Origin of the sequence: Pseudovibrio sp. Ad26, assembly GCF_001623285.1 — a bacterium.
GTDB classification, from domain to species: domain Bacteria; phylum Pseudomonadota; class Alphaproteobacteria; order Rhizobiales; family Stappiaceae; genus Pseudovibrio; species Pseudovibrio ascidiaceicola.
The window spans coordinates 35,843-45,959 of sequence record NZ_LMCE01000004.1 but is presented as its reverse complement, the minus strand read 5'-3'; the positions used below and the strand labels follow the sequence as shown (position 1 = coordinate 45,959).

The following is a 10,117-nucleotide window of genomic DNA, read 5'->3' as shown; positions in this document are numbered from 1 at the left end:
CCGTCGCATTGACCGCTTCTCCTCCGTATGATGTCGACTTTAAAGAGTGGCAGAAGTACGAGGAGTTGTGCGGCCCAATAGATGCTGAGATTTCGGTGCCTGAGTTGGTGCAACGCGGTGATTTATGTCCGCATCAAGATTATGTTCATTTTTCTCTTCCGACAAAGGATGAGCACCAGAAACTATGGGAATTCAAAAAGAACACCGCAGGATTTCTTAAGAAGCTCTCGGAGAATAAGCGCTTTCTAGATGCCCTTTCTGCGCACCCTTGGGTTCGTGATACGCAGAGACACGTTAAAGACATTCTTGATGATCCGCAGTTCTTTTCCTCGATAATTATTTTTCTCAATTCGCTTGGCTTTGCTCCCCCTGACTATGCTTTAAACATTTTAGGTGTCAGGTCGGCTGAAGTTCCAGGTGTTGATCCCAAGTGGCTTGAAGTATTGCTGAGTGGGGTTCTTTACTCCTATGTTGATGACTTCTCCGAATTTGATGACACTCTGGTTGCTGTTCGCCGCGAACTTAAGCGAATAGGAGCTATTGAGCGGCGCAGAATAAACCTTGAAGACACCAAGGAAATCAAAAAAATACTAGCCAGTAGCACTGGTAAGTTGAAGAGCATTGCTACGATCACTCGAATGGAAGCCAAGCAACTTGGTGATGATCTGCGCATGGTGGTTCTTGCAGACTATATTCGAGAGGCGGAATTGCCTTCTTGTGCGGATGAAATAGGCCCGCTTAATAAAATCGGTGTGGCCCCAATTTTTGAGCATCTCCGCCGCGAAAGCATCGCTGGTGTCAAACTTGGTGTGCTGACCGGATCTCTGATTATTCTTCCCAAAGATGCTCTTGGCATCTTTGACCAAGTGGTGAGAGATAATCACATTGATAATAGCCATATTCGGCTTTCTGACCTAGCTCATGATAAGAATTTTGTCCGTGTTCATATCAAGGGAGAGCAAAAGCAAAGCATCGTTCACTTGATAACTGAGGTGTTCAATGCTGGCGGAATTACTGCCTTGGTTGGAACGCAGGCATTGCTTGGGGAGGGTTGGGATGCGCCTTCAGTAAACACCCTCATTCTAGCCAGTTATGTTGGCTCTTACATGCTTTCCAATCAGATGCGTGGCAGGGCTATTCGTATTGATCCGAGTAAACCCAATAAAACAGCCAATATCTGGCATCTCGCATCAGTTGATATTGAGCGATTAGATGAAAAGCTGAAATTGGTTTTTACGAAAGAGACATCAAGGCGAGAAATCTTTGATCCGTTCGATGACATTCAACAGGATGTTGGAGATGATGTGAGGATGCTGCAAAGACGGTTTCTTGCATTTGAGGGCGTTTCTTATGATGCGCCCTTCTCAATTGAAAACGGCTCCAAGCGGCTTGTTCTTGCTGGCACTAAATGGACGGGTGCTGGCGTAGAAAGCCTTAATCAAAGCATGTTGGCGCGGGCTGAAATGAGGGAGGCTCTGCTTCACACATGGAGCAAGGGATTGCATGGCTCCAGCCCGAAACCGGAAATGCGTGAAAACGTTGGTTCAAATTACGCGCCCCAAGGTTTCGTATTTTTTGAAACCATCCAATACTTAATTGTGACAGGTCTGATAACCGCCGCTCTTGCCATTGCGCAGGTATTGTCTGGTGTTCGTGATGTTGAGACATTGGCGGTTTGGATTCTGGTCGGTGCAGGTGTGGCTGCGGTGATGATCGCACCAAAGGCTTTCAAGATTTTTCGACTATATCTTCGAAACAGTTCTTTAGAGAAATCTATCACGCAAGTAGGGTGGAGCGTTTTAGAAACCCTTCAATTCATGGAGCATATAAAAACAAACTCTCAAAACCTCCGCATTCAGTCCACGCAAGACAAAATGGGCGTCGTTTATTGTCGGTTGGATGGGGCAACACCTGCGGAGAGGCGTCTCTTTCTGGAGGCAATGGGAGAAGTCTTAGGCACCACTGAAAATCCGCGGTATTTGCTTGTGCGCTCTTCCAGGCTTGGGGGCATATCTCGCGTGGATTATCACCCAGTTCCAAATTCTATTGGTCAAAAAAAGAAGAATGCCGAGTTCTTTGCTAAGCGCTGGGAGCGATATATCGGGCCCTCACAACTTATCTACACACGTAGCCCTGAAGGACGCTTATCGCTCTTGCAAGCACGAACGCAGTCCTTTGCTTCAGCCTTTCAGAAAAAAACAGATCGTTTGAGTGTGTGGGAATGACTTAGTCATTCCTTCGACTTTGTAGATTTCTCCCGAACCTGCAAGGTTTCAAACAATAACAGAGATTGCAATTTTAGGATTGGACAGTCGTAGTCCCGTCTCAAACAACCTTATTGAAAAGGTGAGAGCCCAGATCGCGATTGCATTTAGCTTTGTACAGGTTAGCAGCAGGACTACAAGATCGGGCTGACTGTTGCGATGATGTTGTTTTTTATTCGCTTGAGGTATGACCAACTGGAAACAGTTTCAAAAAAGACCTGATCTGAACTGTCGAGGTATTGCTGTTGTCGGCCCAGAACAGCGTTCGTTATTGCCTTGTCCTGCAACAAAATGTTGTTTTCGTAGTTTAGGTCAAAGCTTCGCAGATCCAGATTGGAAGAGCCGATCAAAGTGATCTTGTTATCCATTGTGAGTGTCTTGGCGTGTAATAGACCGCCTTTGAATTCAAAGAGATCACAACCGGCCTCCAGAAGCTTGAAATAGTGGCTGCGACTTGCAGCGGCCACGATCCAGCTGTCGTTGACCTTCGGGAAAATCAAGGTGACTTTTACGCCTCGATAAGCCGCTGTGCGCAGGGCTTCCAGAACAGTTTCATCGGGGACAAAGTAGGGCGTCGATAGTGTGAGTTCGAAGCGGGCGGTTGCAATAAGGCAGGCAAAGAGCTGAGGCGTTGCTCCTTTGCGTTCCGTTGGGCCATCGCCCATCACCTGTGCCGGGAACCCTTCTTGTGCCGGTTCTGACTTCAACTCAAAGTCATTTAGCTTTTCGCCTGTTGCTTGCATCCAATCGCTTATGAACAGAAGCTGGTTTTGCGTCACAATGGGCCCGGTCAGGCGTAGCATAATGTCGACCCAGGGAGCGTATTTTGCTTTGACCAGAAATTCCGGATCAGCTGAGTTTCTACTGCCGCAGTAAGTGACTTTCCCGTCGATAATCGTGATTTTACGGTGGTTGCGCAGGTCCAGTCTGCTGGTCAGGAGCGTTTGCACTGGTTTGTCCAGCGGAAGGGCGACAGCCAGTTGAACGCCTGCCTCCTTCATCTTTTCCCATAGCTGTGACTTTATGAGCTGGTGTGAGCCGAGACCATCTGCCATCGCGCGGCATACGACCCCTCGCTGGGTTGCTCTGATCAAAGCGTCGGCGAGTGCTGTGCCAGTGTGGTCATTTAGCCAGATGTAATAGAGAACATGAACATAATCCTGCGCGGCATCGATATCTGCTATCAAGCTGTCGCGGGTAGCCGTGGCATCTTCCATGAGTGTGGCGTTGTTTCCAGCAACTGGATAAAAGCCGTTTATTGAACCAGCATAATGGAAGCTGTTGCGGTATTCCGGGTTGATCAGCTGATCGACATCAGCTGGTGTGCCCATGAATTGCTTTGCGTTTTCATGGATCTCATCAAAAATCTCTTTGTGACGTTTGTCTGCGCGATGGCCAAGATCCGTTTCTCCAAAGAGGAAGTAAATGGCGATGCCGACATAGGGAAGCACGTTCAAAACGATGAACCAGGCGAGGCGAACCGGTGGTGATAAATCATCTCGCAGCAGAATTCGGATTGTAAACGTCAAAACTAATAGAACATGGAAAACTAGTATGAAGGTCATTTGAACTCGGCTGCGTTGAAATTTTGCCCTGTGATTGATCGTTGGCGAACGTGTTGGTTAGGTTCACTTCATATCGGGGTTTAGCCAACCCGTATTATTCTCAGTACCTTCAGGCAGGTCCTCATATTTCCCAAGGCGGATATATGCAATTTCCCGAAAGAGCTTAATTGTTGGGCGGAGACCGAACAAAATTGATCCAACCAGAAACAGCCATGTTCCTAAATAGGTGGTTGCCTCTTTAAAAAAGAGAATGCTGCCAACGACGAACAAGGCTGCTGCAGAGAAATCAACAGCAGTATAAGCGAGCTCGCAATACGCATAAATTTGCTTATGTCGCTCACTCATTGTGCAATTGTCAGGATGAAATAGTGCCATGAGGAATCTCTTTTGCTGGGGGCATAAATCCAAAGTGCGCGCAATACGGGGCACTGGGAGTTTGCTTTGAAGAAAACTGAGGGGTCTCGTTCTCTTACTCTTCCGACTTTGCAGACCTTCTCAGGATCATATCGATCATTGAGGTTGGCAGGATGCGCCGCAGGGTGCCCATGATGTGGGTTGGAACGGTTACGTAATAACGTGCCTTAGCCTTGGGGGCTTCAATAGCGTGGGTGAGTTTTTGGACGACTGCGTCGGGTGGGAGTTTGAATTTTGTGGTGCCACCTTTGGCGAGCATGGAGAGGCGGCGGTTGTAGCTTTCGCGGAAGTGGGAGGCGTTCTTGGTGTCCTCGCCGATTTCCTCATAGAACATTTTGACAGCTGTTTTAGAGAACTCAGATTGAATCGGACCCGGTTCGATTAAGCTCACCTGTATGCCTGAGCCATGCAGTTCCAGCCGCAGGGTGTCTGTGTAGCCTTCCAGTGCGAACTTGGTGGCGTTGTAGGCGCCGCGATAATCCATGGCGACGAGGCCGAGGATTGAGGAGCATTGCACGATGCGGCCATGACCTTGTTCGCGCATCACCGGAATGACAAGGCGGGTGAGTTCGTGCCAGCCGAAGAAGTTGGTTTCGAACTGACGGCGCAAGGCATCCGTGGGAAGATCTTCGATGGCGCCGGGAAGGCCATAGGCGCCGTTGTTGAAGAGTGCATCAAGGCGTCCGCCGGTGATTGCCAGAACTGACTCAACGGCGACCTGAATAGATTCGGTTTGGCAATAATCCAAATGGAAGGCGTCAAAGCCTTCTGAGCGCAGGCGTTCTGCATCCTCTGGTTTGCGACAAGTGGGAAAGACCTGCCATCCTCTCTCTCTCAAAATGTGTGCAGCAGAGTAACCAATGCCAGTTGAACATCCGGTGATGAGGATGGAGCGTTTGTCTTTCACACGTGTACCTGAATTGACCTACAGCGGATTGCCGAGAAGGAGTTTTGGGGAAGGGCCGGCCAGGCCTGCTGCTTCGCCGATGAAGTGTTTTTTCAGGAACGGCATGCGCTCAACAAGACCGAGGCCGAGATCGCGGACGGCGCGGACCGGGTCGATGTTGTTGGAGAACAGGCGGTTCAGCACATCGGTGGTCATGCCCATCTGCCATGTGTCGAAACGGCGCCAGCTCTGGTAGCGCTCCAGAATGTGTGCTGCACCGATATCGAGGCCGAGACGGTGGGCGTCTACAAGCACCTCTGAAAGGGCTGCAACATCCTTGAAGCCGAAGTTGAGGCCCTGGCCAGCAATTGGGTGGATGCCGTGTGCAGCATCGCCTGCCAGTGCAAAGCGGTTGGAGACGAAAGAGCGCGCCAGCACGAGGTTTAGAGGAAACGCAGCGCGGGGTCCGTCCAGTTTGAGCTCGCCCAGATGGTGACCGAAGCGGCGTTCCAGTTCGATTTCAAAGGTGAACTCATCGCCATTGACCAAGCGGTTGGCTTCTGCCGTCTTTTCAGTCCAGACGATGGAGGAGCGGTTGCCTTTCAGTGGCAGGATCGCGAACGGACCGGAGGGCAAGAAATGCTCTTCTGCGCGGCCATTGTGTGGGCGTTCATGTGCGATTGTGGTGACAATGCCGCTTTGATTGTAGCTCCAGCGATTGCATTGGATGCCTGCGAGATCGCGGAGTTTGGAGCGCACGCCATCAGCTGCCACGATCAAGCGTGACTGGATGGTTTTGCCGCTGCCGAGTGTGATGTTGACGTGGGCTGGCTCTACTGCAAAGTCTTTGACACTGTCGGGCGCGAAGATGTGAACGCCTGCATCTGTGGCTGCATCATGCAATGCGCCGACCATATGATTGTTCTGAACCATGTGGGCAAATGGTTCGCCGTCATCAACATCGCCTGCAAAAGTCAGGAAGATTGGGCGCACGCTGTCGTGCAGCTTGCTGTCTGTGACGATCATTTCGGTGATCGGCTGGGATTCATCTTCAAGCTTATACCAGATGCCGAGCTGATCGAGCATGCGCACGGCACCTGCCGCGATGGCCGAGGAACGCGGATCGTTCTCAATAGCGGAGCGCGGGCGCAGATCTACCAGCGCGATTTTCATGGACGGTTCTGATTGCTTCAAAGCAAGGGCGAGCGATAGTCCAACATACCCGCCGCCGCCAATGGTGACGTCATATAGGTCTTCGGTGGCGGTCTGTTTCTTGCTCATAGAACTCTTTCCTGTAATCGTTTGCCCTATAACCATTAGGTTAGCCCAATTGATCGTTGACACTATCGATATAGCGCCACACTACTCACATGCAATCGAAATCACTACAAAAATAGGTTTGTCTGTAATGACGAAGGCTGTTGAAAATCTGCTGGATCTTTTGGATCTGGAGAAATTAGAGGAAAATCTGTTTCGTGGCACAAGCCCACAAAGCGGGTGGCAGCGTGTTTTTGGTGGACAGGTGATTGGTCAGGCTCTTGTTGCTGCCTCCCGAACGGTTGGCGCAGAACGTCAGGTCAATTCGCTGCATGGGTATTTTCTGCGTCCGGGCGATCCGAAGGTGCCAATCATCTATGAGGTTGACCGTATTCGTGATGGTGGCAGCTTTACAACACGGCGTGTTGTGGCGATCCAGCATGGTCATGCAATCTTCTCTATGTCCGCCTCTTATCAGCGCGTTGAAAGCGGGATGGAACATCAGATTGAGATGCCGGATGTGCCGATGCCGGAAGACCTGATGCCGATCTCTGAAATCTCCGATGAGCTGATCTCAAAGGCACCGGAGCCCGTGCAGAAGTACTGGAAGCGCGAACGTCCGATTGAGCTGCGTCCATTGGATTTAGGGCAATACTTTTCTCGTAAGAAGCAAGAGCCGGTGCAGCATGTGTGGGTGCGGGCGGCATCCAGGTTGCCGGATGATCCGCGCATTCACCAGTGCGTGCTGGCTTATGCTTCTGACATGACGCTTTTGGATACGGCGCTATTCCCGCATGGCATCAACGTGTTTGTGCCGAATCTGCAGGTGGCAAGTCTGGACCACGCCATGTGGTTCCACAGCGATTTCCGCTTTGATGAGTGGTTGCTTTACACGCAGGACAGCCCGCGTTCAGCGGGTGGCCGTGGTTTCAGTCGTGGCAGCCTTTACACGCGGGATGGTGTGTTGGTGGCTTCCGCTGTTCAGGAAGGCCTGATGCGGATGAGGGAGCGTCCTGTGCCGGGTAAGGGGTAAGGTGTTTTGGGGCAATAGCCCCTTTCGCCTTTGATCTTCTTAGTTACCTGTAGCTGTTTAGGGTTTCTCTGGCTTTGTATTGACGTGCCAAGTCTGCTGTTTGGGTCGTTACAACACGGCGTCCGACGGGCCAGAAGGAAATTGCTGCGAGTTTGAAGGACTGAAGGCCAAAGGGAATGCCTATGATTGTCAGGCAGGTGAGAACGCCGGATATCATATAGCCGAGGAACAGCGAGAGGCCGAACGGCAGCCATAGGATGTTGAAGATGAAACCCAGGATTCCTGTTAAGACAGTGGTTGGCGTTGCGCCTTTGTTGTCCAGATCTCTTATGTGCACAATGTCCTTGCCAAAGGGCCATGCAGATAATTTGGCCATTTCCCAGGCTGCTCGTGTGTAAGGGAGGCCGATGATTGTGAGTGCGAACAGGAGGCCGTACACAAGCCACATCAGAGCCAGGTACCAGCCTCCAAGGACAAACCAGATTACATTTCCAGCGTAGCGCATAATAAATATCTCAAATTGATAAATGGATTTTGAGAGGTATCTAAGTAGCCGCTACGTGAATTTCAATTCACTGAACCTTTTTCTGCCCAGCCAGTGCTGCGTTGACTAGTGCGAAGGCTTCTGGAGCTGCCCAGTCGGCGGGTCCGAACATGGTGCCGATTTCGCAGCCGTCTTCACCAATCATGATTGTGCTTGGCAGGCCTGGGGCTTTGCCTTTGGTGCGCAGGTTGTTGAAGGTGTCCATGGTGTGGTCTGAGAAGTATGCCAGATCCTTCACGCCGATATCGCTCAGGAACTTCAGCGGCTTTGGATTGTTTTCACCACGGTCCATGTTAACGGCGATGACGTTGAACTCTTCGCTGCCTGCCTCACGCTGCAGTTTGTCCAGATGCGGCATCTCTTTGCGGCATGGGGCGCACCATGTGGCCCAAAGGTTGAGTAGTTTGGTGCCTTTCAGGTCTGCCATTGTGATCAGATTGCCGTCAGTATCATTAAATTTCAGCTGTGAGAGATTCAAAGGCTTCTCGGCAGGCAGGAAAGCGGCCACTTCGCCTGTGGTCAAACCCTTGAGATTTTTTGCGGTATTCATTGAAGAAGAGCAGGCGAGGGCTTGTGGATCCTCACTTTTTTGCTGATTAAGCGCCCATACGGCTCCGCCTACGACGACAAATCCAGCTAATGCTGCAATAAGCCCTTTTCCGAGGCCGAACTTTCCGGTAACTGTCAGTTTCTTCATATTAAACCCAAATCATAATGAGGCTAGACATGAGCAACCGCATGTGGGGGGGCCGTTTTGCGGAAGGGCCAGATGCAATCATGGAAGAGATCAATGCTTCCATTGATTTTGATCGCAAGCTCTACCGACAAGACATAGCCGGGTCCAAGGCTCATGTTAGCATGTTGGCTGCACAGGGCATCGTTAGCGCAGAAGATGCCGAAAAGATAGCTCAGGGTCTAGACACAATTCTGTCAGAGATCGAAGAGGGCACCTTTACCTTCTCTCGTGCGCTTGAAGACATTCACATGAATATCGAAGCGCGTCTGGCTGAATTGATTGGCCCGACCGCTGGCCGTCTTCACACAGCTCGTTCACGTAACGACCAGGTTGCCACAGATTTCCGTCTTTGGGTACGCGACTCTTTGGATGATCTTGAGGCACAGGTGACCGACCTGATGCAGGCTCTTGCTGAAAAAGCAGAAGAGCATGCAGCAGTTGTGATGCCGGGCTTTACACACTTGCAGTCCGCGCAGCCGGTGACTTTCGGCCACCACCTGATGGCTTATGTCGAGATGTTCTCTCGTGACCGCTCCCGTCTGCAAGATGCGCGTGCGCGTATGAATGAGAGCCCACTTGGCTGTGCTGCGCTTGCTGGTACGTCTTTCCCGATTGACCGTGAGATGACTGCGGCCTCACTTGGGTTTGACCGTCCGACTGCAAACTCTCTTGATGGTGTTTCTGACCGTGACTTTGCCATTGAAGCGCTGGCGGATGCCTCCATATGTGCGATGCACCTGTCTCGTCTGGCAGAAGAGATTGTGATCTGGTGTTCTGCCCAGTTCGGTTTCATCAAGCTTTCTGACAAGTTTTCGACCGGTTCTTCCATCATGCCGCAGAAGAAGAACCCGGATGCAGCTGAGCTGATCCGTGCGAAGACTGGCCGTATTTATGGCGCGCTGAACTCTCTTCTCGTGATGATGAAGGGTTTGCCGCTGACCTACTCTAAGGACATGCAGGAAGACAAAGAGCAGGCGTTTGACGCTCTGCCGAACCTGTCACTGGCTCTGGCAGCCATGACCGGCATGATGCGTGACCTTGAGCCGAATGTGAAAACGCTGAAGAAAGCTGCCGGTTCCGGCTATTCTACCGCGACTGATCTGGCTGACTGGTGTGTACGTGTGGTTGGCATGCCATTCCGTGATGCTCACCATGTGACTGGTGCACTTGTTAAGATGGCTGTCGATAAAGGTGTAGACCTGCATCGCCTGACATTGGAAGAGATGCAGAGCGTTGAACCGCAGATCACGGATGATGTCTACAGCGTTCTTTCCGTTGATAAATCTGTTCGCAGCCGTGTCTCTTATGGTGGCACAAGCCCGGTGAATGTGCGTAAGCAATCCCGACGTTGGCTTAAGCAGCTTGAGCGTGAGCAGAAGACGGAAAAGTAAGTCTGTTCTTCGGATGATCTTGCAGTC

The 10,117-nt window shown here is 51.1% G+C and carries 9 protein-coding genes; 3 read left to right on the top strand and 6 right to left on the bottom strand.

Annotated elements, in window-relative coordinates; all coding sequences use genetic code 11:
- The coding region (locus PsAD26_RS01030; protein WP_084403526.1) for a helicase-related protein at positions 1–2,225 on the top strand (2,225 nt) is incomplete at its 5' end.
- A 173-nt stretch (positions 2,226–2,398) separates the two neighbouring features.
- Here PsAD26_RS01030 and cls read toward each other — a convergent pair.
- From cls to PsAD26_RS01010, 4 genes are all read right to left on the bottom strand, one after another.
- On the bottom strand, positions 2,399–3,829 hold the full coding sequence (gene cls / locus PsAD26_RS01025) for a cardiolipin synthase (RefSeq protein ID WP_063308923.1): 1,431 nt from the start codon (positions 3,827–3,829) through the stop codon (positions 2,399–2,401).
- A gap of 63 nt (positions 3,830–3,892) precedes the next feature.
- Complete coding sequence (locus PsAD26_RS01020; RefSeq protein ID WP_057464639.1) at positions 3,893–4,204, bottom strand: YrhK family protein; 312 nt, start codon at positions 4,202–4,204, stop codon at positions 3,893–3,895.
- A gap of 94 nt (positions 4,205–4,298) precedes the next feature.
- Complete coding sequence (locus PsAD26_RS01015; RefSeq protein WP_082831022.1) at positions 4,299–5,150, bottom strand: SDR family oxidoreductase; 852 nt, start codon at positions 5,148–5,150, stop codon at positions 4,299–4,301.
- An 18-nt stretch (positions 5,151–5,168) separates the two neighbouring features.
- Positions 5,169–6,410, bottom strand: coding sequence for a ubiquinone biosynthesis hydroxylase (locus PsAD26_RS01010; protein ID WP_063286194.1), 1,242 nt, complete (start codon positions 6,408–6,410; stop codon positions 5,169–5,171).
- 127 nt (positions 6,411–6,537) lie between these two features.
- Between PsAD26_RS01010 and tesB the strand changes: the two genes are divergently transcribed.
- Positions 6,538–7,419 carry an acyl-CoA thioesterase II gene (gene tesB, locus PsAD26_RS01005; protein WP_057464641.1) on the top strand — a complete coding sequence of 294 codons (882 nt, stop codon included), beginning with the start codon at positions 6,538–6,540 and terminating at the stop codon, positions 7,417–7,419.
- Positions 7,420–7,462: 43 nt separating this feature from the next.
- On the opposite strand, the gene PsAD26_RS01000 is transcribed toward tesB, so the two are convergent.
- Positions 7,463–7,924: a YccF family protein gene (locus PsAD26_RS01000; protein WP_063308922.1), complete on the bottom strand. Its 462-nt coding sequence runs from the start codon at positions 7,922–7,924 to the stop codon at positions 7,463–7,465.
- A 67-nt stretch (positions 7,925–7,991) separates the two neighbouring features.
- Positions 7,992–8,660 carry a TlpA disulfide reductase family protein gene (locus PsAD26_RS00995; protein ID WP_063308921.1) on the bottom strand — a complete coding sequence of 223 codons (669 nt, stop codon included), beginning with the start codon at positions 8,658–8,660 and terminating at the stop codon, positions 7,992–7,994.
- Between the two features lie 29 nt (positions 8,661–8,689).
- Here PsAD26_RS00995 and argH point away from each other — a divergent pair, with 29 nt between their 5' ends.
- Positions 8,690–10,090, top strand: coding sequence for an argininosuccinate lyase (argH, locus tag PsAD26_RS00990; protein WP_063308920.1), 1,401 nt, complete (start codon positions 8,690–8,692; stop codon positions 10,088–10,090).
- Positions 10,091–10,117 lie beyond the last annotated feature (27 nt).

Bases quoted from the DNA above. Each gene is read 5' to 3' on its own strand.
- PsAD26_RS01020 (WP_057464639.1), bottom strand. From the start codon at position 4,204: ATGGCACTATTTCATCCTGACAATTGCACAATGAGTGAGCGACATAAG.
- tesB (WP_057464641.1), top strand. From the start codon at position 6,538: ATGACGAAGGCTGTTGAAAATCTGCTGGATCTTTTGGATCTGGAGAAA.
- argH (WP_063308920.1), top strand. From the start codon at position 8,690: ATGAGCAACCGCATGTGGGGGGGCCGTTTTGCGGAAGGGCCAGATGCA.
- PsAD26_RS01010 (WP_063286194.1), bottom strand. From the start codon at position 6,410: ATGAGCAAGAAACAGACCGCCACCGAAGACCTATATGACGTCACCATT.
- cls (WP_063308923.1), bottom strand. From the start codon at position 3,829: ATGACCTTCATACTAGTTTTCCATGTTCTATTAGTTTTGACGTTTACA.
- PsAD26_RS01000 (WP_063308922.1), bottom strand. From the start codon at position 7,924: ATGCGCTACGCTGGAAATGTAATCTGGTTTGTCCTTGGAGGCTGGTAC.
- PsAD26_RS00995 (WP_063308921.1), bottom strand. From the start codon at position 8,660: ATGAAGAAACTGACAGTTACCGGAAAGTTCGGCCTCGGAAAAGGGCTT.